Origin of the sequence: Leifsonia sp. YAF41, from assembly GCF_052113185.1 — a bacterium.
Taxonomy (GTDB): Bacteria; Actinomycetota; Actinomycetes; order Actinomycetales; family Microbacteriaceae; genus Cryobacterium.
This window is the reverse complement of sequence record NZ_JBFRCS010000011.1, coordinates 91,529-111,591: the sequence shown is the minus strand read 5'-3', so window position 1 is coordinate 111,591 and position 20,063 is coordinate 91,529. Positions and strand designations below refer to the sequence as shown.

22 protein-coding genes are annotated in these 20,063 nt (G+C 64.4%); 20 read left to right on the top strand and 2 right to left on the bottom strand.

Features of this window, described 5'->3' with window-relative positions; genetic code table 11:
* The first annotated feature begins 38 nt into the window (after positions 1-38).
* The 7 genes from AB4Y63_RS14140 to AB4Y63_RS14110 all read left to right on the top strand — a co-directional run bounded on the left by AB4Y63_RS14140 (position 39) and on the right by AB4Y63_RS14110 (position 7,390).
* Complete coding sequence (locus AB4Y63_RS14140) at positions 39-737, top strand: hypothetical protein (protein WP_441791701.1); 699 nt, start codon at positions 39-41, stop codon at positions 735-737.
* Between the two features lie 115 nt (positions 738-852).
* On the top strand, positions 853-1,386 hold the full coding sequence (locus AB4Y63_RS14135; protein WP_441791700.1) for a DUF2087 domain-containing protein: 534 nt from the start codon (positions 853-855) through the stop codon (positions 1,384-1,386).
* A gap of 248 nt (positions 1,387-1,634) precedes the next feature.
* Entirely contained in the window at positions 1,635-2,426 is a 792-nt protein-coding gene (locus tag AB4Y63_RS14130) for a putative protein N(5)-glutamine methyltransferase (protein WP_441791699.1), read from the top strand.
* 207 nt (positions 2,427-2,633) lie between these two features.
* Positions 2,634-4,484, top strand: coding sequence for a translation elongation factor 4 (lepA, locus tag AB4Y63_RS14125; protein ID WP_441791698.1), 1,851 nt, complete (start codon positions 2,634-2,636; stop codon positions 4,482-4,484).
* 4 nt (positions 4,485-4,488) lie between these two features.
* Positions 4,489-5,136, top strand: coding sequence for a DUF1990 family protein (locus AB4Y63_RS14120; protein WP_441791697.1), 648 nt, complete (start codon positions 4,489-4,491; stop codon positions 5,134-5,136).
* Positions 5,137-5,141: 5 nt separating this feature from the next.
* Positions 5,142-6,374, top strand: coding sequence for a radical SAM family heme chaperone HemW (gene hemW, locus AB4Y63_RS14115; protein WP_441791696.1), 1,233 nt, complete (start codon positions 5,142-5,144; stop codon positions 6,372-6,374).
* Between the two features lie 209 nt (positions 6,375-6,583).
* Positions 6,584-7,390: a histidine phosphatase family protein gene (locus tag AB4Y63_RS14110; protein ID WP_441791695.1), complete on the top strand. Its 807-nt coding sequence runs from the start codon at positions 6,584-6,586 to the stop codon at positions 7,388-7,390.
* Between the two features lie 99 nt (positions 7,391-7,489).
* Here the strand turns inward: AB4Y63_RS14110 and AB4Y63_RS14105 are convergent, their stop codons facing one another.
* Both AB4Y63_RS14105 and AB4Y63_RS14100 read right to left on the bottom strand, forming a co-directional pair.
* The gene (locus AB4Y63_RS14105; protein ID WP_441791694.1) at positions 7,490-7,864 is read right to left on the bottom strand and encodes a DUF4870 domain-containing protein; all 375 of its coding nucleotides are present in this window, start codon (positions 7,862-7,864) and stop codon (positions 7,490-7,492) included.
* Positions 7,865-7,914: 50 nt separating this feature from the next.
* The gene (locus tag AB4Y63_RS14100; RefSeq protein WP_441791693.1) at positions 7,915-8,352 is read right to left on the bottom strand and encodes a DUF4870 domain-containing protein; all 438 of its coding nucleotides are present in this window, start codon (positions 8,350-8,352) and stop codon (positions 7,915-7,917) included.
* Positions 8,353-8,505: 153 nt separating this feature from the next.
* Between AB4Y63_RS14100 and hrcA the strand changes: the two genes are divergently transcribed.
* The 13 genes from hrcA to AB4Y63_RS14035 all read left to right on the top strand — a co-directional run bounded on the left by hrcA (position 8,506) and on the right by AB4Y63_RS14035 (position 19,898).
* Positions 8,506-9,528 carry a heat-inducible transcriptional repressor HrcA gene (hrcA, locus tag AB4Y63_RS14095; protein ID WP_441791692.1) on the top strand — a complete coding sequence of 341 codons (1,023 nt, stop codon included), beginning with the start codon at positions 8,506-8,508 and terminating at the stop codon, positions 9,526-9,528.
* Positions 9,529-9,607: 79 nt separating this feature from the next.
* Positions 9,608-10,711, top strand: coding sequence for a molecular chaperone DnaJ (dnaJ, locus tag AB4Y63_RS14090; protein WP_441791691.1), 1,104 nt, complete (start codon positions 9,608-9,610; stop codon positions 10,709-10,711).
* Positions 10,712-10,720: 9 nt separating this feature from the next.
* Complete coding sequence (locus tag AB4Y63_RS14085; RefSeq protein WP_441791690.1) at positions 10,721-11,497, top strand: 16S rRNA (uracil(1498)-N(3))-methyltransferase; 777 nt, start codon at positions 10,721-10,723, stop codon at positions 11,495-11,497.
* 19 nt (positions 11,498-11,516) lie between these two features.
* Complete coding sequence (locus AB4Y63_RS14080) at positions 11,517-11,876, top strand: HIT domain-containing protein (protein WP_441791689.1); 360 nt, start codon at positions 11,517-11,519, stop codon at positions 11,874-11,876.
* Between the two features lie 106 nt (positions 11,877-11,982).
* Positions 11,983-12,999, top strand: a complete 1,017-nt coding sequence (locus AB4Y63_RS14075) for a PhoH family protein (protein WP_441791732.1) — start codon at positions 11,983-11,985, stop codon at positions 12,997-12,999.
* The gene (gene ybeY, locus AB4Y63_RS14070; protein ID WP_441791688.1) at positions 12,996-13,460 is read left to right on the top strand and encodes an rRNA maturation RNase YbeY; all 465 of its coding nucleotides are present in this window, start codon (positions 12,996-12,998) and stop codon (positions 13,458-13,460) included. The genes AB4Y63_RS14075 and ybeY overlap by 4 nt, the downstream gene beginning before the upstream one ends.
* Positions 13,460-14,788, top strand: coding sequence for a hemolysin family protein (locus AB4Y63_RS14065; RefSeq protein ID WP_441791687.1), 1,329 nt, complete (start codon positions 13,460-13,462; stop codon positions 14,786-14,788). The genes ybeY and AB4Y63_RS14065 overlap by 1 nt, the downstream gene beginning before the upstream one ends.
* A complete protein-coding gene (gene era, locus AB4Y63_RS14060) occupies positions 14,772-15,674 on the top strand; it encodes a GTPase Era (protein ID WP_441791686.1) in 903 nt (300 codons plus the stop codon). The genes AB4Y63_RS14065 and era overlap by 17 nt, the downstream gene beginning before the upstream one ends.
* Before the next feature lie 206 nt (positions 15,675-15,880).
* On the top strand, positions 15,881-16,606 hold the full coding sequence (locus AB4Y63_RS14055) for a GntR family transcriptional regulator (RefSeq protein WP_441791685.1): 726 nt from the start codon (positions 15,881-15,883) through the stop codon (positions 16,604-16,606).
* A gap of 71 nt (positions 16,607-16,677) precedes the next feature.
* Entirely contained in the window at positions 16,678-17,418 is a 741-nt protein-coding gene (locus AB4Y63_RS14050) for a BtpA/SgcQ family protein (protein ID WP_441791684.1), read from the top strand.
* A complete protein-coding gene (locus AB4Y63_RS14045) occupies positions 17,415-17,975 on the top strand; it encodes an ureidoglycolate lyase (RefSeq protein ID WP_441791683.1) in 561 nt (186 codons plus the stop codon). Before AB4Y63_RS14050 ends, AB4Y63_RS14045 begins: the two co-directional genes overlap by 4 nt.
* Complete coding sequence (locus AB4Y63_RS14040) at positions 17,972-18,949, top strand: carbohydrate kinase family protein (protein ID WP_441791682.1); 978 nt, start codon at positions 17,972-17,974, stop codon at positions 18,947-18,949. The genes AB4Y63_RS14045 and AB4Y63_RS14040 overlap by 4 nt, the downstream gene beginning before the upstream one ends.
* A gap of 40 nt (positions 18,950-18,989) precedes the next feature.
* On the top strand, positions 18,990-19,898 hold the full coding sequence (locus AB4Y63_RS14035) for an ABC transporter substrate-binding protein (RefSeq protein WP_441791681.1): 909 nt from the start codon (positions 18,990-18,992) through the stop codon (positions 19,896-19,898).
* Positions 19,899-20,063: the final 165 nt, after the last annotated feature.

The following is a 20,063-nucleotide window of genomic DNA, read 5'->3' as shown; positions in this document are numbered from 1 at the left end:
GTCGGTCACTAGGATCACTGCAACACCAAGGGGGAAACATGGCATCGTTCACTGCGCGCCAACGGACGGCCGCAGCCGTCGCACTGGCTTGCTTCAGTCTGACCGTGATGGCGGGCTGCAGTAGCACCGTCGGAACCGCAACGCCCAGCCCGACGGCGACGGCGACGGCGCCGTTGGCCGTCACCATTCCGATGCCCGACATCGGACCATCGCCGACCGCCCCGCCGTTGTCTCCGGAGGAGAAGGAACGGCAGAGGGTGGCGTCACAGGATGCGCTCTGGGGCACCGTGTTGGCGACCTATCCCACCGCCCAGCGCCCCGAGGTGTCGTTCACCGAATACCTGACCGACGACAACCGGCTCGAGGTGCGCTCGTCCTGCTTCGCGGCAGCCGGGCTGAAGGTGGAGACGGGGTCGAATGCCGATGGCGTCGTCTTGTCGGTGAGTCCGCAACCCACAAACGAGGCAGAGGCCGTGAGCGCCTTCGTCTGCGACGCGGAGCATCCGAACGAACCGTTCCCTCTGCCGAACGACGCAGTGTTGAGCTGGGTCTACGACTATCTCACGCAGTTTCTCGCTCCCTGCTACGCGGCAAACGGGGTCGAGTACCCTGCACCGCCCACGAAGGAGGATTTCGTCGCACAATGGCCGAACCAGAACTGGTTCCCGTCGATACGGGAACAGATCGGAATGGCCCAGGAAGAAGCCATCTACAAGGCGTGCCCCACGGCGAACTAGTGGACTGATCTCATCTTCGGTACGTGGAGATCCTTTCGCTGCGTAAGCACCTATGGAAGGCTGGCCCGATGAGTGGCTCACCGCATCACATCGAGCTCGTGGGGGACAGCGCAGCATGACTCTCGCCTGGAGAAACGTCGTGGCCATGCTGGTCAACCCCGACCTGCGCCGCGCGTATGCCGAGGTCGTGCTGGCCGAGCCAGTGGCCAAGCCGTTGACGGATGTCCAGCGCGGTAAAGCCCTCGGCAAACTGGAGCAGGCCGGTTTCGTTACGCGCGTCGAGGACGGAGCGCTGCGGGTCGCGACAGAGCCCCTGATTGCGCTTCTCGCGGAGGCCCCCGACCGGCCGGCGCGGGAAGGGCCCCAACGGTTTCTGACCGCTGACGGTCAGATCGATCGCTATCCGGCGAATGGGGAGGAACGCCGTCTGTTTCTTGCCTGGATTGCGAGCCAGGCCTTCGAAGCGGGAGAGGTCTTGACCGAGCGCGCCGTGAACGAGCGACTCAGCGTCTTCGGCCCCGACGTCGCCGGGCTGCGTCGCGCTCTCATAGATCAGGGTGTGCTCGAACGCACGCGCAGCGGAAGTTCGTATGCGCTCGCCGCCCAGGCCGGTGCCTCCGCTGAATCCGCCGCATCCGCTGAGTCCTGACCACCACGCTGAATCCCAATCGTCACGTTGTGCGATTGCGCGATGCTCAGGCAGAATTCAGGTTCGGACCTGGTGAGAGCCCAGCCATTCGGCTAGCGTTGCTCTGCTGAGTTCTCGCACACACACCACTTTGAAGGAGGTGAGACCCATCAACGCACGTCAGGTATCGGGCCTCTCCTCCCGCCACCGTGTGACTCACACGGCGTAGGTGACGAGAGCGCCCATCGGTCAGTCCGAAAGGCTCACTCATGTCAGCAACTCCCACAACACTTTCTGAATCAGTCATCGTCACTCGGCTTCGGGCGGCCGGGTGCGTCTTCGCCGAAGACGAGGCGCGCTTGCTTCTCGCGGCGCCGGTATCTCCTACCGAGCTCGCCGAGATGGTCGACCAACGCATTTCGGGGCTGCCGCTCGAGCACATCCTCGGCTGGACCTCCTTCTTCGGGCTCCGCATCGAGGTGGACCCCGGCGTCTTCGTTCCACGCCGACGCAGCGAATTTCTGGTGCACGAGGCGGCGGCGCTCGCCGGGCCAGGAGCGACCGTGCTCGACCTGTGCTGCGGATCGGGTGCCTTAGGGGTTGCCCTCGCCTCGGTTGTCTCCGGCATCGAGTTGCACGCCGCCGACATCGAACCCGCTGCGGTGCTCTGCGCTCGCCGCAACGTCGAGGCACTCGGAGGCCACGTTTACCAGGGCGACCTCTACGCGCCGCTCCCCGCGGCGCTCCGCGGACGCGTCGACATCCTGCTGGCCAACACTCCCTATGTGCCCACGGATGCGATCGGCCTGATGCCACCGGAAGCCCGCTTCCATGAGCCTCACGTCACACTTGACGGGGGAGTCGACGGCCTCGACGTGCAACGTCGGGTGGTGGCATCCGCTTCAGATTGGCTGTCACCAGGCGGACACCTGTTCGTCGAGACCGGCGAAGGCCAGGCGGCGACAACGGCCGAGATCTTTGAGGCCCACGGCCTGAGTGCGCGAATCGCCGCTTCCGACGAGCTCTACGCGACAGTCGTGATCGGCACGCTTCGCACCTAGTCGCCACTGAGCCAGCTGATCGCTTCCCGGCCCCGTCGCGATCCGAGATACTGCCGCGCGTGCGCCCAAATCGTCGCCGAAGGCCAGCCCAAGTGACGATTTGAGCGCACAAGCGGGGGTTTGGCCGCCATCGGGACGCACACGTGACACGACCGAAAGGCAGAAGCGGCGCCCAATGCCGTCCGGTCATGGGAGAATTGCCAGATCATGTCACCGAGAGCTCTCAAGGCGCTTGAACCGGCCGCAACTGCCCCCGCGTTCATCCGTAACTTCTGCATCATTGCCCACATCGACCACGGCAAGTCGACCCTTGCCGACCGGATGCTGCAGATCACCGGCGTCGTCGACGACCGGGCGATGCGCGCCCAGTACCTCGACCGCATGGACATCGAGCGCGAACGTGGCATCACCATCAAGAGCCAGGCCGTGCGCATGCCGTGGGAACTCGACGGTCAGACCTACGCGCTGAACATGATCGACACCCCCGGCCACGTTGACTTCACCTACGAGGTCTCCCGCAGCCTGGCCGCCTGCGAAGGCGCGATCCTTCTCGTCGATGCGGCCCAGGGCATTGAAGCCCAGACCCTCGCGAACCTCTACTTGGCACTTGAGAATGATCTGACGATCATCCCGGTGCTGAACAAGATCGACCTGCCCGCTGCCGACCCCGAGAAGTATGCGAAGGAGCTGGCCAGCCTCATCGGCGGCAGCCCCGACGACGTGCTGCGCGTCTCCGGCAAGACCGGTGTGGGCGTCAGCGAGCTGCTCGACCGCGCCACCCGGCTCATCCCGGCGCCGAAGGGCGACGCGGATGCCCCGGCCCGCGCCATGATCTTCGACTCGGTCTATGACAGCTACCGCGGCGTCGTCACCTATGTGCGCATGATCGACGGTGAGCTGAAGCCGCGCGAGAAAATCCAGATGATGTCGACTCGTGCCATCCACGAGATCCTCGAGATCGGTGTGAGCTCGCCCGAGCCCACCCCGAGCAAGGGACTCGGCGTCGGCGAGGTCGGCTACCTGATCACCGGCGTGAAAGACGTGCGCCTCTCCAAGGTCGGCGACACCGTCACGACGGCGGCGAAGCCCGCCACCGTGGCACTGCCCGGCTACACCGAGCCGCAGCCGATGGTCTTCTCCGGTCTCTACCCGATCGATGGCACCGACTTCCCGGTGTTGCGCGAGGCGCTCGACAAGCTCAAGCTCTCGGATGCCTCACTCGTCTACGAGCCCGAGACCTCCGTCGCCCTCGGCTTCGGTTTCCGTTGCGGCTTCCTCGGCCTGCTGCACCTCGAAATCATCACCGAGCGTCTTGAGCGCGAGTTCAACCTCGACTTGATCGCCACGGCGCCGAGCGTGCCCTACGAGGTCACCACCGACGACAAGCGCACGGTCACCGTCACCAACCCGAGCGAATTCCCGAGCGGCAAGATCTCCAAGGTCGAGGAGCCGATCGTCAAGGCAGCGATTCTCGCGCCGAAGGACTACGTCGGCGTCATCATGGAACTCTGCCAGAGTCGCCGCGGCATTCTGCTCGGCATGGAGTTCCTCGGTGAAGACCGCGTCGAGATCCGCTACACGATGCCGCTCGGTGAGATCGTCTTCGACTTCTTCGACAATCTGAAGAGCCGCACCGCCGGTTACGCCTCGCTCGACTATGAGCCCATCGGTGAAGCGGAAGCCGACCTGGTCAAGGTCGACATCCTGTTGCAGGGTGAGCAGGTCGACGCGTTCAGCGCCATCGTGCACCGCGACAAGGCGTATGCCTATGGCGTGCTGATGACCACGCGTCTGCGCGAGCTCATCCCGCGTCAGCAGTTCGAGGTGCCCATCCAGGCTGCGATCGGCGCCCGCATCATCGCGCGGGAGAGCATCCGCGCCATCCGCAAGGACGTTCTGGCCAAGTGCTACGGCGGTGACATCAGCCGCAAGCGCAAGCTCCTCGAGAAGCAGAAGGAGGGCAAGAAGCGTATGAAGATGGTCGGTCGGGTCGAGGTTCCGCAGGAAGCATTTGTCGCTGCGCTCACGGGGGACACGGAGAAGAAGAAGGAAAAATAGTCGGATGCGTCGCGCCACCTTCACCGATGCCTCAGTGACCTACGGGGCCATCGGGGGCACACTTGCCCCCGACCTGATGATCTACCCGCCGAAGGGGCACCGCCCGGCCGAACACACCGTGCGCCTCGGCAGCGGCGAAGAACGTTTTCGCGTCGCGACTGACTTGCTGATGTCGTGGGGCGTTCAGCGCGGAAGCGGCATGGACGTCACCGAGGTCGAGGCCGGAACCGGCATGCAGTACGCCGGGATCATCTTCGACGACGACGGCACTCCGTCGGCCGATCAGTCCCACCCGGTCAACGAAGCGACATTCGCCGAAGACGGCACGCCGTTCATCGCCAACGGAATGACCGCGAAACTCAAGATTCAAGTGGGTCCGATCAGTGTGCTCGCCCCGGTTCGGGTCGTCTATGTGATCGACGAGCCCAACCGCATCGGCTTTGCCTACGGCACCATGGTCGGGCATCCGGAGAGCGGCGAGGAATCGTTTGTCGTCGACAAACGCGACGACGACTCCGTCTGGCTCACCATTCGTTCGTTCTCTCGTCCGAGCACCTGGAAGTACCGGCTTGCCGGCCCGTACCTGCGCTTTCAGCAGGCGAAGATCACCAAGAAATACCTGCACGCCCTCCACCCGTCGGCCGGAGCGTAACGACGATGCCCAGCGCACTCCCCCTCGGTGATCCCGCCCCGCTCGACGGCATGCTGCCCGAATCAGTGACCGTCGGCGCCGACGCGCGTGACTTCGGCGTCTACCTGCACGTGCCCTTCTGCCGGGTACGCTGCGGCTACTGCGACTTCAACACCTACACCGCCACCGAACTGCGCGGCGTCAAGCAGAGCGACTATGCCAGCCAGGCGATCATCGAGATCGAAGCCGGCGGTCGCATCCTCGCCGGAACCGGACTCCCGGCCCGGTCCGCGAAAACGGTGTTCTTCGGTGGCGGAACGCCTACCCTGCTTCCGGCCGAGAACTTGGTCAGGATGCTCGAGGCCGTGCGAGCGACCTTCGGCATCGAGCCGGGGGCCGAGGTCACCACTGAGGCGAATCCCGACTCGGTCGACGCCGCGTACCTGCAGACCCTGGCCGACGCGGGCTTCACCCGGGTCTCGTTCGGCATGCAGTCTGCGGTGCCGCACGTCTTGGCGACGCTCGAGCGCACTCACGACCCCGCCCGCGTTCCGCTGGTCGTCGGGTGGGCCCGCGACGCCGGCCTCGACGTGAGTCTCGACCTGATCTACGGAACCCCGGGGGAGAGCGTCGAAGACTGGCGCACCAGCCTCGAGTACGCGATCGGGCAGAAGCCCGACCACATCAGCGCCTATTCGCTGATCGTCGAAGAAGGAACGAAACTCGCCCGGCAGATCAAACGTGGCGAGGTTGCGCACGTTGATGAAGACCACCAGGCGGACCTCTACGAACTGGCCGACGAACTACTCGCCGCCGCCGGCTACGGCTGGTACGAGGTCAGCAACTGGTCGACCGACGAAGCCCACCGATCACGCCACAACCTCGCCTACTGGACCGGCCAGGACTGGTGGGGCGTCGGCCCCGGCGCGCACAGCCACGTCGGAGGCGTGCGCTGGTGGAACGTGAAGCACCCGGCAGCGTATGCCGACCGTGTGCTCGCCGGTCACTCGCCGGCCGCCGGCCGGGAAACCCTCGATGCCGAGACGCGCGAGGTCGAACGAGTGTTGCTGCGTTCGCGCATCCGTGAGGGCATTCCGGTCAACTCGCTCACCGCACAGGGCCGCCACGCGGTGGCCGGCCTCATCGCCGACGAGCTCATCGACCCGAAGGCCGCCTTCGCCGGCAGCGTCGAGTTGACCCTGCGTGGCCGTCTGCTCGCGGATGCCGTCGTGCGCCGACTCCTCGCCGACGCCGAATAGGAGCGTTTCGTTCGGCCCCTGCTCGAGTGGGGACGCCAAGCAACCACCTTCGTCTGTGTGACGAAGGTGGTTTTTTGCGCATCGAAGTCAGCAGGCGATGCGAAACGTTTCGATGCCATTACGAAGCCCGAATTAAATACCACACGATGCTCGGGTTTCAGATATGCTCCTGGGAATCTACTACCCGATTCCTTGAAAGGACCCAGACAATGAAGTCTCGTCGTACACTCCGCGTCGCGATCGCCGGCATCGCCGCCGCCGCCATGCTCTTCTCGTTCTCCGCGTTCTCGGCCCCGATCGCCGAATCTGCCAAGGCCACCATCACCAGGGCGGGAAACGAAAACAACGGCAAGAACGCCGAAGTCGACATCTACCTCACCCGTCACGGCAAGACCTGGCTGAACGAGACCGGCCGCATGCAGGGCTGGTCTGACTCGCCACTCACCGAGAGCGGTGTGCTCGACGCCGAGCACCTGGGCCGCGGCCTCGCCAAGGCCGACGTGAAGTTCAAGTCGGCGTACTCGGCCGACATGCTGCGTCACTTCCAGACGATCTCGCTCGCTCTCGGTGAGCTCGGCTACAAAGATGAGGCCGTGCGTGACGAGCGCCTGCGTGAGGTCTCCTTCGGGAAGTTCGAGGGTGCCACCCAGGCTGAAGTACTCACTGCAGTCAAGCCCTACCTCACCGGCGGCGACCCCAAGGCGTTCCTCGCGGCGATCGTCAAGGCCAACGGAACCAGCGCATTGCCTGCCGAGACGTACCAGCAGGTCGGCGCACGTGCCACCGCTGCGCTGAACGACATCGCGGCCGCTCAGGCCAAGAAGGGCGGCGGCAATGTGCTTGTCGTCTCGAGTGGCATCACGATCATGGCGGTCCTCGACACGCTGGGCGCCGACACCAGCTCACTCACCGCCGGCATCGAAAATGCTGCGGTCAGCAAGCTTGTCTACAAGAACGGCACCTGGACCGTGGTTTCGATGAACGACAAGAGCTACGTCGAAGCCGGAGCCGAATAACCCCCTCACCGAGACAAAAAGAATGCGCCTTCATCGAATCGATGAAGGCGCATTCTGTGTTTCCCCTCAACTCGACGGGAGGAGGCGGAGAGGGTCGGGCTAGCTCACGAACTTGATCGCGAGCGGGTAGACATACGCTTCGCCCCGGTTGGCGGCCAGCGCGGCGATGATCCCGAAGATGATGCTGAGCGCCCACGCGGCGAACAGAATCACGAAACCGATGAGGAAGAAGATGGTCAGCCCACCGACCACGTAGGCGATCAACAACGTGATCTGAAAGTTCAACGCCGTTGCGCAGTGCCCGCGAATGAAAGGTCCGCGATCCTTCAGAATCAGGTACCCGATCAGTGCCGGCAGGAATCCGAAGAGGATGCCTCCGATCTGGATGAGGGTCGCCCAGAGCCGCTCGTCGGCCGGGTTCATCGGAACCTGCGCCTGATAGGGGTTGTTCGGGGGAGGAGGCATATCGGTCATGAATAACTCTTTCCTCTGCGCCGCGAACGGCGGATGTCTCGGTTGATTGCTTACTTGATCAGACGCGCATTGAACGGGTAGAGGTACGGGTGGCCGTCTTTTGCCTGCATGAAGCCAAGGATCGAGAAGATCACGCTGACAATCCAGACTACCCAGACCAGCAGGCCGAACACCGACCCCAGGCCGAACGTGACGACGGCAAGAAAAGCGGTGACGACCCAAATGGCGACATAACCGATCAGAAGCGTGATCTGAAAGTTCAGTGCTTCCTTGGCTTGAACGGCCGTGAACGGACCGCGGTCTTTGAAGACGAGCCAGATGATCAGGGCAGGAAGAAAGCTGAAGATGCCGCCCAGATGAGCGAACGAGGCCCACTGGCGGTCTTCCGCTTGAGAGAGTGGCCGGGCCGGAGCGGGGGAGTAGGACGGGTCAGGTGGGCGCTGGCCGAAGTTTGGGTCGTCGGGGAGCGGAGCCTGTGGATCACTCATCATCGTGCCTTTCAGCGAGGAGGGAAGTGCCCTGTGTGTTCACGCTACTGCTGTGATTCCTGCGGGGCAATGGGCGACGTTCAGCGTGGCGCGATATGATTGGCACTCAGTCATTGCGAGTGCTAACGATGGGCAGAGGAGGCGATCTCACACATGGTTTCTGATCGCAGTCTCGAAGTTCTCCGCGTGATCGTTCAGGACTACGTGGCATCGAGGGAGCCAGTCGGCTCCAAATCGATCGTCGAACGGCACTCCTTCGGGGTGTCAGCGGCCACGATCCGCAACGATATGGCTCTGCTTGAAGAAGAAGAGCTGATCGCCGCCCCGCACACCTCGTCCGGCCGTATCCCGACAGACAAGGGCTACCGGGTCTTCGTCGATCATCTCGCCGACCTGCGCCCGCTGTCGCCGGCGCAGCGCCAAGCCATCGAGACTTTTCTCGGCCAGTCAGCCGATCTCGACGAGGTTCTCGCTCGCAGCGTCCGGCTCCTCTCGCAGTTGACCCAGCAGGTCGCCCTCGTGCAGTACCCGTCGCTGTCCCGTGCCACCGTGCGCCACGTCGAGTTGGTGCCGCTCAGCGACACCAAACTGCTCTCCGTGCTGATCACCGACTCCGGTCGGGTCGAGCAGCGCGTGATCGAGCTGCCCTATCTCGTCGGGGACGAGACCTTGAGTGAAGTGCGGTCCCGGCTAAACGCAGCGGTGAGCGGACGCAGCATGATCGAGGCGGCGGCATCCCTCAAGACGATGGTGTGGCCCGGCCCGCACGAGTTGCAGCCGGTCATCGACCTGATCGCGACGACTCTTATCGATCAGATCGGCGCCAACCGTCACGACAAGCTCGTGATGGCCGGGGCGGCGAACCTGGTGCGCACCGAAGAAGACTTCACCGGCAGCGTCTCGCCGGTGCTCGACGCCATCGAAGAACAGGTCGTGCTGCTGCGACTGTTCGGCGAAATGGCAACCGACCTGCACGGTGTGGCCGTGAGCATTGGCCGCGAGAACGCGCAATTCGGTCTCGGTGAGACATCGGTTCTGACCAGTGGATACACCGCGTCCGGCGGCGACTTGGCTCGCCTCGGCGTGCTCGGCCCGACTCGCATGGACTACTCGAACAATATGGCGGCGGTTCGCGCTGTCGCCCGCTACCTCTCTCGCCTGCTCGGCGAGAACTGACCGGGCTGCCCCCTCGGCGCGCCGATCACCCTGACCGAAAACATCCGAAACATCCCCAGAACAACAAGGAGAGCCACCTTTGGCTGACCACTACGAAGTACTCGGTGTCGCACGCGACGCCAGCGTCGACGAGATCAAGAAGGCGTACCGCAAGAAGGCGCGTCAGCTGCACCCCGACGTCAACCCCGGCGCGGATGCCTCTGAGCAGTTCAAGCTCGTCACCCACGCCTACGACGTGCTGAGCAACCCCCAGCAGCGCCAGAAGTATGACATGGGCGATCAGGGCGGCGGATTCGACGGAGGCAACTTCGGAAACTTCGGCGACATCTTCGAGACCTTCTTCGGTGGCGGCGGCCAGAGCAGTCGCGGCCCGCGTTCACGCCGCGAGCGTGGTCAAGACGCACTGCTGCGCGTCGAGCTTGATCTTGAAGAGGTCATCTTCGGCACCCACCGCGAGATCGAGGTCGACACGGCCATCGTCTGTGAGACCTGCTCCGGCACCTGCTGCCAGCCCGGCACCTCGCCCGTCACGTGCGACATCTGCCACGGCACCGGCAACATCCAGCGCGCCGTGCGCTCGCTGCTCGGCAACGTGATGACGTCGAGCCCCTGCGGCAGCTGCCGCGGCTACGGCACCATCATCGCCACCCCGTGCGTGACCTGCCAGGGTCAGGGCCGCGTTCGCGCGCGCCGCACCGTGGCCGTTGACATCCCGGCCGGCGTCGAGACCGGCCTGCGCCTGCAGATGCCCGGCAGCGGAGAGGCCGGCCCGGCCGGCGGACCGAACGGCGATCTCTACCTTGAGATGAAGGTGCGTCACCACGACGTGTTCAGCCGCGACGGCGACGATCTGCTCTGCACCATCGAGGTGCCGATGACCGACGCCATCCTGGGTCGCACGACGACGATCAAGGCCCTCGACGGCGACATCGACGTCGTGCTGAAGCCGGGCGTGCAGAGCGCCGAAGTCATCACGATCAAGGATCGCGGTGTCACGCGGCTGCGTGGCAGCGGCCGTGGCGACCTCAAGATCGGCGTGCACGTGGTCACCCCGACCAAGCTCGACCACAAAGAGCGTGAGCTCATCGAACAGTTCGCCGCTCGACACAAGGCACCGGCCCCGTCGCTCAGCCACTTCCAGCAGGGCCTGTTCGCCAAGCTCCGCGATCGGTTCATCGGCTAGGAGAGCACCATGGCTCATTTCTTTCTCGACGCGACGCTGACTCCCGAGCTCTGCCCGCCCGGCGCGACAGTGCGCATCGGTGGCAGCGAGGCGAAGCATGCCGTCACCGTCAGCCGTATCCGCCCGGGCGAGGAACTGTTCCTCGGCAACGGCGCTGGACTCATGCTGCACGGTGTCGTCGTCGACGCGTCGCCGACCGAGCTGAGCCTGCAGGTCACGACGAGCACGGTGACCCCGGCGCCGCTGCCGCGCATCGTGCTCGTGCAGGCGCTGGCCAAGGGCGACAGAGATGAAATGGCCGTGCAAGCGGCAACGGAGTTGGGCGTGGACGGGGTCATCCCGTGGACTGCCGCCCGCTCGATCTCCCGTTGGGAAGGCGCAAAGATCGCCAAGGGCCGCGAACGCTGGGCGAGCATCGTGCGCGAGGCGAGCAAGCAGTCAATCAGGCCGTGGCTTCCCACTGTCGCCGATCTGGTGAGCACCAAGCAGCTGGCGAAACTCGCCGGCAGCACCCGTATGTTGCTGCTCGAACCGAGTGCGACCCGTCGTCTGACCGAGTTCGAGTCGGACGCTGTGTGGCCGGGGACTGCGCCGGGTGAATCGGTTGACACCGAGCTCGACATCGTTCTCGTGGTCGGCCCGGAGGGCGGTATCGCACCGAGTGAGCTGGAGGCGCTTGAAACCGCCGGCGCCCAGCGCGTGAAGTTGGGCGACACGGTGCTTCGCACCTCGACGGCCGGGCCATCGGCCCTCGCCATCCTGAATGCGAAGCTTGGGCGCTGGTAGCGCCGCTTAAGATAGCTGTATGACTTCTTCGGGTTCCGCACCGTCAATCTTCAGCCGTATCGTCGCGCGTGAAATTCCGGCGACGATTGTTGCGGAGACCGACCTCATCATTGCGTTCGAGGACATTGCCCCGCAGGCGCCGGTGCACATCGTCGTGACGACGAAGACCGAGGAGTACCGCAACGTCGTCGAGTTGGCCGCCGGCGACCCCGCCCTGTTGGCCGAGCTGGTGCGTGTGGCTCAGCTCATTGCCGACGAACGCACGGGAGGCGAGTTTCGCCTGGTTTTCAATACCGGAGCGTCCGTTGGTCAAACCGTTTTCCACGTTCACGCCCACGTTCTGGGCGGGCAGCTGAAAGAGGGAACTCTTGGTGCCTGACGACACAAGCGGCGACTCCACCCGCAACCGGGCGAACACCGGCAACGATTCCGGTCCCGACCTGAGCAACACCGTTCAGGTGCATGTGCACGTTGACGGCATCGCGATGGTGCGACTGCTCGGCCCGCAGGATCGTTTTCTCAGCACCATCGAGAAGCAGTACCCGCGGGTCACTGTGCACGTGCGCGGCAATGAGATCACCCTCACCGGATCAGCGGCCGATACCGAAGCGGTGCGTCGGCTGATCGAAGAGCTGCAGCTGATGATTCGCAACGGCCAGTACTTCGGCGAAGCCGACGTAACGACCTCGGCACGGATGCTCGGCATCGACAGCACGCAGAGCCCGTCAGAGCTGCTCGGGCAGGCCATTTTGACTTCGCGTGGTAAGAGCATCCGCCCGAAAACGCTCGGCCAGAAGGAATACGTCGACGCGATCGATGAGAACACCATTGTGTTCGGCATCGGTCCCGCCGGTACCGGAAAAACCTACCTCGCCATGGCGAAGGCCGTGCAGGCGTTGCAGCGCAAGGAGGTTGAGCGGATCATTCTGACCCGCCCGGCCGTCGAGGCGGGGGAGCGGCTCGGGTTCTTGCCCGGCACGCTCACCGACAAGATCGATCCCTACCTGCGCCCGCTCTACGACGCCCTCAACGAGATGATGGACCCGGAGTTGGTTCCGAAGCTCCTGGCTTCGGGCGTGATCGAGGTCGCTCCGCTCGCCTACATGCGCGGTCGCACCCTCAACTCGTCGTTCGTGGTGCTTGACGAAGCGCAGAACTCCACGCCGGAGCAGATGAAGATGTTTCTCACCAGGCTCGGTTTCGGCTCGCGGATGGTCGTGACCGGAGATATAACGCAGGTGGACCTGCCCGCCGGAGCGAGCGGTCTGCGACTCGTCACCCGCGTGCTCGACAACATCGAAGACATCCATTTTTCACGACTGACCAGTGCCGACGTCGTGCGTCACTCACTCGTCGGTCGCATCGTCGACGCGTACACCGAGTACGACGCCCAGAAACAAGCCCAACGTTACGAAAGCGAACAAGCCCGAGAGTTCGCGAATCGTGCAGAGCGCCGAAACGGCGGCCACAAAGGTCGCCCCCTGAAACGGAGATCAAGTTGAGCATTGAGATCAACAATGAGTCAGAAATTCCTGTCGACGAAGAGGCGATCCTGCGCCTTGCCGCGTTCGCTCTCGACGCCATGCACGTGAACGCCGACGCCGAACTGGCCATCGTGCTGGTCGACGAGGGCGCGATGGAACAGCTTCACGTGCAGTGGATGGACGAGCCGGGCCCGACCGATGTGCTCAGCTTCCCGATGGATGAGCTGCGCCCCGGCACGGCCGAGCAGGAAACCCCGGCCGGACTGCTCGGCGACATTGTGCTCTGCCCGCAGGTGGCTCAGGGGCAGGCGGAGACGGCCGGCCACTCGACGCTGGACGAACTGCTGCTGTTGACCACGCATGGCGTGCTGCACCTGCTCGGCTTCGACCACGCAGAACCCGATGAAGAAAAAGAGATGTTCGGCATTCAGCGCGAGATCCTGATGGGCTTCGCGATGCAGGAACGACGCCGCGACTGATGTTTCTGGGCTGGTTTCTCGCTGCAGCAATCATGTTGGTCGCCTTCGGCGGCCTCATGGCCGCTGTCGACTCCGCGGTGACTTCGCTGTCCCGCGCCGACATTGCGGAACTCGCCGACTCATCCCGCTCGAGCCGCTCCCTGCAGGCGATCGCCAACGACACCGGTGCTCATCTCAACGCCATCAACTTCGTGCGAATCATCGCCGAAACGACGGCCGCCGTGCTCGTGACCCTCGTCTTCGCGACGTATATCGCCGAACTCTGGATCGCGTTGCTGCTCTCGGCACTGATCATGACGGCCGTGTCGTTCGTGCTCGTCGGGGCCAGTCCGCGCAGCGTCGGTCGGGCGCATCCGCGTCAGCTTCTCGGCCTCACCGCGCCGCTCGTGCACTTTCTACGCTTCGTGCTCGGCCCCATTGCCAACGCCCTGGTGGCGCTCGGCAACCGGGTCACGCCGGGTCGGGCAGGCCTCAACACGTTCACCTCAGAAGACCAACTGCTCAGCATGGTCGATGAGGCGACCGCGCAGGATGTGCTCGAAGAAGACGATCGCGAGTTGATCCACTCGATTTTCGAGTTCAACGACACCGTGGTGCGCGAGGTCATGGTTCCCCGCACCGATATGGTCACCATCGATGCCAGCGCCACGATCGGCGCGGCGATGGGGTTGTTCCTCAGCAAGGGAAACTCGCGCGTGCCCGTTTTGGCCGGCGAGGTCGACGATGTGGTGGGAATCCTGTACCTGCGCGACGTTGCCAAGCTGGTCTACGAGCGCCCGATCAACGCCGACTCGCTGACCGTCGGTGAGCTGGCGCGTCCGGCCCAATTCGTTCCGGAATCCAAGAAGGCCGACGCGCTCTTGCGTCAGATGCAAGCAGAATCGAACCATCTGGCCATGGTCGTCGACGAATACGGCGGCATCGCCGGGTTGGTCACGCTGGAAGACCTGATCGAAGAACTCGTCGGCGATATTTCCGACGAGTATGACAAGGACGTCGTCGAGGTCGAAGACCTCGGTGACGGACGGTTCCGGGTGAACGCGCGGCTTCCGGTCGACGAACTCGGTGAACTTTTCGATCTTGACCTGGACGACGACGACGTCGACTCGGTCGGTGGCTTGCTCGCTAAAACGCTCGGGCGCTTGCCCGACGCCGGCTCTGTCGCGTTCACGAGTGGGCTCATCCTCACCGCCGAGCGCACCGAGGGCCGACGCAAGAGAATCAGCACCGTTCTGGTGCAACGAGACCAAGCGCTAATTGATGCGCAGACCGCATTCCTCGGAATGTCGGATGATGAAGGAGTAGACGGCCATGGCCACAACAGATGAATACCGAGCGGGCTTTGTCTCGTTCGTCGGCCGACCGAACGTAGGCAAATCAACCCTGACCAACGCGCTCGTCGGTCAGAAAGTGGCGATCACCTCGTCGAAGCCGCAGACCACCCGGCGCGCCATTCGCGGCATCGTGCACCAGCCGAACGGCCAGCTGATCCTGGTCGACACCCCCGGCATCCACCGCCCGCGCACCCTTCTCGGTGAGCGCCTGAACTCGCTCGTCACCTCCACCCTCGGCGACGTCGACGTGATCGGCCTGTGCATTCCGGCCAACGAGCCGATCGGCCCGGGAGACAAGTTCATCAACGAGCAGCTTGATGCGTTCCCGCGCGCCAAGAAGGTGGCCATCGTCACGAAGATCGACGCCTCGTCGAAGACAAGTGTCGCCAACCAGCTTCTTGCGGTGTCGACGCTACGTGACTGGGAGGCGATCGTGCCGATCTCTGCTACCAGCCACATCCAGCTCGACACGTTGACCACCGAGCTGCTGCGCTTGCTTCCGACCTCTGAGGCCCCGCTCTACCCGGCGGATGCCGTCACAGACGAGAGCCTGGAATCGCGCATCGCCGAGTACATTCGTGAGGCGGCTCTCGAGGGAGTCACCGACGAGCTGCCCCACTCGATCGCCGTCACCATCGACGACATCATCGAGCGCGACGACCAGGAGCTCGTTGAGATCTACGCCAACCTCTTCGTGGAGCGCGACAGCCAGAAGGGCATCATTATCGGCCACGCCGGCAGTCGGCTGAAAGATGTCGGCGTTCAGGCCCGCAAGCAGATCGAGCCGCTGATCGGCAAGCGGGTCTTCCTCTCGCTGCGCGTGAAGGTCGCCAAGGAATGGCAGCGCGACCCGAAGCAGCTCGGGCGTCTCGGCTTCTAGCCCGCGCCGAGTTTGAGACTTGCGGTCGAGTTTGCCTGGCGCATTCGGGCACGTCGACCGCAACGGGCAAACTCAGCGAAGTAGTTCGGCAGCTCAACTGCGGGACAGCGTGACAGTTCGGCCCCACCACAAGGTGGGGCCGAACTCTTTTCTTCTCGAATTCGAAGTTGTATAGTCGTCTATACAAGTTCCGGGAGAGGAATCCAATGGCTGCACCACACCTCCTGCCGCTCTATGCGCAGATCAGCAGGCACGTGCGCTCGCTCATTCTCGATGGCGACCTCCACGACGGTGACGTGATTCCGTCGGAGCCGACGCTGATGGAACAGTTCGACACCACGCGCGGAACCGTCCGTCAGGCCATCGGCCAACTCGTCACCGAAGGTCTCGTCGAGCGAGTTCAGGGCAAGGGCACCTATGTGCGCTTCCGCCCGATGACACACAGCCTGTGGAACTTCGGTGGTTTCAGCGACAGTGTGAAGGGCCGCTCCGGCGACCCCGTCTCACGCGTCGTCGAGCACGAGGTCTACGAGCAGAACGGTGAACGTTTCTTGCGCCTCGTGCGTTTGCGCGGTGTGAATGTGGCCGGAGAGCAGAAGATCTTCTCGCTCGACACCTCGCACTTGCCGCTCGCCTACTTTCCGGGCATGGACACCGTCGATTTCGAAAACGCGTCGCTCTACGACACCATGCGGTCGCGCTACGAGGTGTACCCGCGCCGCACCGAGGTCGCGCTCTCTACCGTGATTCCCGACGAGACAGCGCGCGAGTTGCTCGGTGAGGCCGCCGGTTCACACGCACTGGTTCGTTTGCGCGGGCATGCCTTCGATGCCGACGACCGGCAGATCGAACAGATCGAGATCGTCTACGCGTCCTCGGTGGAGTTCAACATCTCGACGACGATTCCCGACCCGCGGCTCAGCTCTTCGTGACCTCGGCCCCTCCTGCATCCGCTCACGAGCGCGCCCAGATTTTTGATTCATCTCTTGACGAAGGAACCACGATGACCAGCAAACGCGCAGCATTTCTCGATCTTTTGGCCACCGGCAAGCCGGTTCTCGGCATGGTGCACCTGACCGGTGCCGACCGCGCCGAGAAGCTCTCGATCGCTCAGCGTGAGATCGACGTGCTCTACGCCAACGGCGTCGACGCCGTCATCATCGAGAACTACTTCGGCACCCCCGACGATGTCGAGAACGTGCTCGGTTGGCTCGCCGCCACCCACCCGACCGCCACCTACGGCGTCAATGTGCTCGACGACGACGAGCGCGGGTTTGCCCTCGCCGGTGAATTCGGCGCCAGCTTCGTTCAGCTCGACTCCGTCGCCGGACACCTCACCCCGGAAGACGAGCCGGCTTTCGCCGAACGACTCGCTGAGATGCGCACCGCAACCGATGCGGCACTGCTCGGCGGCGTGCGGTTCAAGTACCAGCCCTACCTGAGCGGCAACTCGCTCGAGACCGACCTGCGTCTCGGCATGGAGCGCGCCGACGCGATCGTCGTGACCGGCTCAGGGACCGGCATCGAGACGAGCCTCGACAGCATCACAGAGTTCCGGGGCATCCTCGGTGACTTCCCCCTGGTTGTGGGGGCCGGTATCACGGCTGCCAACTGTGCCGAACAGTTCGCACTCGTCAACGCGGCCATCATCGGAAGCGCCTTCAAAGACACGCGCAAAGATTCCGGCGCCGTGCTGGGCGCCCACGTTGTCGAGATCACCTCGCTGGTCAAGGGACTGCGATGACCACCACCCCCCACCGCCGCATTCTGGCACGTCGCGTCACCGCGGCCGAGTTTTCCGGGTTCGGCCGGGCCATCGAGCTACTCGCCGGTGGCACGGATGTCGTCACCACGCACGGCGCCGGCTGGAGCGATCACCGCTCCCTCGAGTCCGTGCTCGGCACTCCCGGCCATCTCGGTCTGACGATCGGCTCGGCTGAACCGCTGCTCGTGACGGCAATGGAACGGCATCTGCACACCAAGGAAGCGCTCTTCTGCGCCGGTGCCCCCGTCGTCGTGGCCGTCGCTGACACGGTGGGCGAGCATCCCCACGCCGACGATGTGCGTGCCTTCGTCATCGAACCCGGCGACGTCGTCGTCCTCGACGAAGGGATCTGGCACTCGGCCTGTCACGGACTCGGCAGCCCCACCCCCTACTACTGGCTGGCCACCGCCGACGATTCAATCGCCGACGTCTGGGCACCGGTGATCGAAGGCCCAATCGAGGTCGACGTGGACTTCGCACACCCCGCGAATCCCGACATCCTGACGCCGGCGGCACGAGAGGGGCGGTCACTGTGAGCTCCCGTACCGCCACGGTCTTCATCGGAGACGTCGCACTCGATGAGTATTTCAGCGCCCCGGTCTGGCCGGGCGTCGGCGACAAGGCCTGGGTCAGCACCGAGACGGCAGAAGTCGGCGGAATGATTGCGAACGCGGCGAGCGTACATGCCGCACTCGGCGCAGACGTGCGGTTTCTCACGACGATGAATGACTCGGCGGTGAGCAGGCGCCTGCTCGCCGATCTCGTCGACCAGGGCATCGATACCGGTCTCTGCCGGGTCGACCCACGCTTGGCCGACTCCCGCTGCCTGATCTTTCTGGTGGGCGACCAGCATGTGGTGATCACCCCGGAGATCGGCGACCAGCGCTTCGAACTCGACGAGTCAACGCTCGCCGAGCTCGCCGGTTCCCGCAGCGTGTACAGCTCGATCGGCGACCTCAGACGGTTGCGCCACGGCCAACTCGCTCCGGCCCAGATCCTGTCGAGAATCCGGCAGGGCGGCGCCCGCATCGTGCTCGACCTCGATGTCGGCGACCTTGCCGACGGTGATGCCGAGATCATCGGATGCGTCGACGTCTGCATTGTGAATCGCATCGGATTCGAGCGCCTCGCCGCCGGACGCACCGTTCAGCAGACCGTCTCCGCCCTGCTGGAGGCCGGCATGACCCACCTCGTCGTGACCCAGGACGAAGACGGCGCCACGGTCTACTCGACCGGGGGAGCCGACGTTGTTCCGGGTATCCGAGCGGCAGTTGTCGACGTCACCGGTGCCGGCGACACCTTCTGCAGCGCCTTTCTCTTCGCTCTCGATCGCACCGATGACCCGGCACTCGCCGCCCGATTCGCCAATGGCGCCGGGGCGCGTGCAACCGAGCGTCACGGCGCGCGAGCCGGCGTCGCATCCGTGACCGAGATCGTGGCGTACCTCGCCGCGGCCGGGCACGACATCTCGGCCCTCGAGGCCGCCCTCCTCCCCGCTGACCTTTCCTGATTCCCCTGCCCCACCCCACCCCCACCCGCAAGGAGCTCCGATGAACACCCGCAACACCGCAGCCCGGCTGATGATTGGCGCAACCGCCGCGCTCATCGCTCTCAGCCTGACCGGATGCGTCAACAACGCACCGACCACCGCCCTGCCCTCCGCAACCGCCACCTCGAAGGTCGCCGCTGACGATGCCGTCACCGCGCTCGTGCCGAAAGAGATTGCGTCAAGCGGAACGCTCAACGTGGGCGTCAACCTCACCTACTCGCCCAACGAGTTCAAGACGCCCGAAGGTGCGCCAACGGGCTGGGCGGTCGAGCTGATGGACGCGATCACCGCGAAGATGGGTCTGACCCCGACCTACCAGGCAGCGGCGTTCGACAACATCCTCCCCGGCGTGATCGGCGGCAAGTACGACCTCGGCCAGGGCTCGTTCACCGACACCCTCGAACGCGAGAAGGTCGTCGACTTCGTCAACTACTACTCGGCGGGAACGCGCTGGGCCGCTCAGGCCGGCAGCACTCTCAACCCCGAGGATGCCTGTGGCAAGATCATCGCGGCCGGCGCCACCACCTACCAGGAGACCGACGACCTCCCGGCGCGTTCCGCGGCGTGCGTCGCCGCCGGCAAGGCGCCGATCGAGATCCTGAAGCTCGACACCCAGGACGACATCACCAACTCGGTGGTTCTCGGCCGGGCAGCCGGGTTCGCCGCGGACTCACCCGTGACCTCCTACGCCGTTGCCGCTACGAAGGGCAAGCTGGAGATGGTCGGCGACCAGTACGACTCCGCTCCGTTCGGCTTCGCCATCGCCAAAGACAACGGAACCCTGGCACAGGCAGTGCAGGCTGCCGTGCAGTCACTGATCGACGACGGCACCTACCTCGAAATCTTGAAGACGTGGGGCGTTGAAGACGGCGCCGTCACCGAGTCGACGATCAACGGAGCGCTGTTCTAGAAACGTCGTTGCGGCCACGTCATACTCCGGTGTGGTCGATCACATGCTGTGCCGTCTCGGGTGACCGAGGCGGCACAGCCGCGTGTGAAGGAATCAACTCGCTAGGGTGGGCACATACCCCGGCCGTGCGTTCAACCGCACGCTCAACCCCGCGTTCAAACCCCG

What these genes read in the sequence shown, in the direction of transcription:
- AB4Y63_RS14085 (WP_441791690.1), top strand. Translation starts at nt 10,721, where the DNA reads ATGGCTCATTTCTTTCTCGACGCGACGCTGACTCCCGAGCTCTGCCCG.
- AB4Y63_RS14120 (WP_441791697.1), top strand. Translation starts at nt 4,489, where the DNA reads ATGCGTCGCGCCACCTTCACCGATGCCTCAGTGACCTACGGGGCCATC.
- AB4Y63_RS14130 (WP_441791699.1), top strand. Translation starts at nt 1,635, where the DNA reads ATGTCAGCAACTCCCACAACACTTTCTGAATCAGTCATCGTCACTCGG.
- AB4Y63_RS14035 (WP_441791681.1), top strand. Translation starts at nt 18,990, where the DNA reads ATGAACACCCGCAACACCGCAGCCCGGCTGATGATTGGCGCAACCGCC.
- AB4Y63_RS14100 (WP_441791693.1), bottom strand. Translation starts at nt 8,352, where the DNA reads ATGAGTGATCCACAGGCTCCGCTCCCCGACGACCCAAACTTCGGCCAG.
- AB4Y63_RS14105 (WP_441791694.1), bottom strand. Translation starts at nt 7,864, where the DNA reads ATGACCGATATGCCTCCTCCCCCGAACAACCCCTATCAGGCGCAGGTT.
- AB4Y63_RS14045 (WP_441791683.1), top strand. Translation starts at nt 17,415, where the DNA reads ATGACCACCACCCCCCACCGCCGCATTCTGGCACGTCGCGTCACCGCG.
- AB4Y63_RS14080 (WP_441791689.1), top strand. Translation starts at nt 11,517, where the DNA reads ATGACTTCTTCGGGTTCCGCACCGTCAATCTTCAGCCGTATCGTCGCG.
- AB4Y63_RS14075 (WP_441791732.1), top strand. Translation starts at nt 11,983, where the DNA reads ATGGTGCGACTGCTCGGCCCGCAGGATCGTTTTCTCAGCACCATCGAG.
- AB4Y63_RS14065 (WP_441791687.1), top strand. Translation starts at nt 13,460, where the DNA reads ATGTTTCTGGGCTGGTTTCTCGCTGCAGCAATCATGTTGGTCGCCTTC.
- lepA (WP_441791698.1), top strand. Translation starts at nt 2,634, where the DNA reads ATGTCACCGAGAGCTCTCAAGGCGCTTGAACCGGCCGCAACTGCCCCC.
- AB4Y63_RS14055 (WP_441791685.1), top strand. Translation starts at nt 15,881, where the DNA reads ATGGCTGCACCACACCTCCTGCCGCTCTATGCGCAGATCAGCAGGCAC.
- AB4Y63_RS14140 (WP_441791701.1), top strand. Translation starts at nt 39, where the DNA reads ATGGCATCGTTCACTGCGCGCCAACGGACGGCCGCAGCCGTCGCACTG.
- AB4Y63_RS14135 (WP_441791700.1), top strand. Translation starts at nt 853, where the DNA reads ATGACTCTCGCCTGGAGAAACGTCGTGGCCATGCTGGTCAACCCCGAC.
- era (WP_441791686.1), top strand. Translation starts at nt 14,772, where the DNA reads ATGGCCACAACAGATGAATACCGAGCGGGCTTTGTCTCGTTCGTCGGC.
- hrcA (WP_441791692.1), top strand. Translation starts at nt 8,506, where the DNA reads ATGGTTTCTGATCGCAGTCTCGAAGTTCTCCGCGTGATCGTTCAGGAC.
- AB4Y63_RS14050 (WP_441791684.1), top strand. Translation starts at nt 16,678, where the DNA reads ATGACCAGCAAACGCGCAGCATTTCTCGATCTTTTGGCCACCGGCAAG.
- AB4Y63_RS14110 (WP_441791695.1), top strand. Translation starts at nt 6,584, where the DNA reads ATGAAGTCTCGTCGTACACTCCGCGTCGCGATCGCCGGCATCGCCGCC.
- hemW (WP_441791696.1), top strand. Translation starts at nt 5,142, where the DNA reads ATGCCCAGCGCACTCCCCCTCGGTGATCCCGCCCCGCTCGACGGCATG.